This window comes from Haloferula sp., from assembly GCF_049672945.1.
In the GTDB taxonomy this organism is placed as follows: domain Bacteria; phylum Verrucomicrobiota; class Verrucomicrobiia; order Verrucomicrobiales; family Akkermansiaceae; genus Haloferula.
The window spans coordinates 1-1,700 of the sequence record NZ_JBATWY010000202.1 but is presented as its reverse complement, the minus strand read 5'-3'; the positions used below and the strand labels follow the sequence as shown (position 1 = coordinate 1,700).

Below are 1,700 nucleotides of genomic sequence, written 5' to 3'. Positions count from 1 at the left end.
GCCGGGACCTTGGAACAGCAAACGGGATGACGGACTGCCGCCGTCGCCCGACCGATATCTCGGCTCGCTTGTCGAAGCGGCCGCAAAGCGTCCCGGTGGCGATTTGAAAGTCTATCTCGCGATCCTTGGTGACGACCCTGAAGCGATCCGGAAAGGATTCGGAGAAAAAGAGCCGCTTTGCGAAGTGCTGATGGTTCCTGGCGGCATGCAGAATCCGCTCGTCCAGCAGGTCGGGATCCTTTCGGAAGACGAGAGCCTGAATTGTATGCTCCTCGGGCGTGACGGTCGGGTGGCGGCAGCCATTTCTGGACTGGCCAAGCAATCGGGTCGAGGCAAGGAAACGACTTTGGAGAGTGTCGTCGTGCGTGATGATGAGATCAAAGTTTCGAAAATGATCGCGGATGGAAAGGTCGAGGAGGCCAGGGATTTCATTTTGGGGCTGGCTCCACCGTTTGATCCGGAGGCGGTCGATGATCGCGGTCGCAAGCTCAGAAAGCCGGATTACAGCCTGAATCATCTTCGTGCACGCGCGAGGGTCTATATGGCTCTTGAGGAATGGGACAAGGCCCTCGCCGATGCTGAAGAGGTGGTCCAGCGTCAGCTTGGCACCGACGGGGGCATGAGCCTTCGCACCGACGAACTCGACGAATCCGAGGCCTTGAGAGATACCATCCTTGAGAAGAAGGTTAGGTCGCCGAAGTCCGAGTGAAGGGGTTTCAGTTAGCGATCTCGTTCTTTGCGTAAATTGCAGAAGCGACGATTCTACTCGCGTGGATGATTCGGTTCAGGTGATTGGCGTGGATTGCGCGACCAACCCGAAAAAGACCGGGCTATGTCGGGCGGAGTGGCAAGGCGGTCGCCTGTGTGTCAGGGAGGCTGTGCTTGGTTCCGAGGCATTCCCGGTAGTTGATCCTAGAAACCGCGAATGAACGCGAATGGACGCTAATAGGAATCTGAAAATGGATCGGTTACATAACCCAGAGCGCTCACCCACAGGGTGAACCGTCCGATCCCCATAACTCACTGAAAATTCGTGTTCATTGGCGTCCATTCGCGGTTCCATTTTCCCATTTAGGATCATCGGTCCATTAGTCCATTACCGGCCCGATCGTGCCGCCGCGCACAAACTCTGCCTTCGTGAAACTCGCACGGTGGTCCTCCGTTCCGCGAGCGGCGTTGTTTGCCCAGCGCACGATCCGGTGCACCAGCGGGGCGCTGTCCCAGCGGATGTGGGTCACTGGCGGATCGCACCAGGAGAAGGCCAGATCGGCATCCGTACAGACCAGCGAAACGTCGTCCGGTACATGCAATCCTTGCCTGAGAAGAAACTGCTGCGCTGCGACGAAGAACGGCGCTTCGTCGATGATCAGCGCGGTCGGTGGAGTCACTTTGAAAAGCTGATCAAGGCAGGCGTGAAAGCCTTCGATGTTCTCCTCCCAATCCGGCAGGTGGTAGGGGCCGGGTGATATGTCTTGGCTGGCCAACTCACGAAGGAAGGAACTCTCCACTTCTCCCGGTTCCGGTAGGCGCCTCATCCGCCGCGTCAACATTACGATCCGACGGTGGCCGAGGCCGATCAAGGTGCGCGTGGCCTCGGTAATGGCGGGCTGCTTGTCCGGCCCGGCGCTTGCCATCGGAAGCTTCCGCCGCCGCCCGAAGAGGGCGAAGCACGGCAGCGATTGGCTGAGGAACCACTCAAG

The 1,700-nt window shown here is 58.6% G+C and carries 2 protein-coding genes; one reads left to right on the top strand and one right to left on the bottom strand.

The annotated features are described in order from the left end of the window. Positions 1-709: hypothetical protein (locus tag WBG04_RS18265; protein WP_424316150.1), on the top strand; the 709-nt coding region annotated here is incomplete at its 5' end. Between the two features lie 379 nt (positions 710-1,088). Here the strand turns inward: WBG04_RS18265 and WBG04_RS18260 are convergent. Next, positions 1,089-1,700, bottom strand: a 612-nt coding sequence (locus tag WBG04_RS18260) for a substrate-binding domain-containing protein (RefSeq protein WP_424316149.1), incomplete at its 5' end; no start/stop codon positions are given.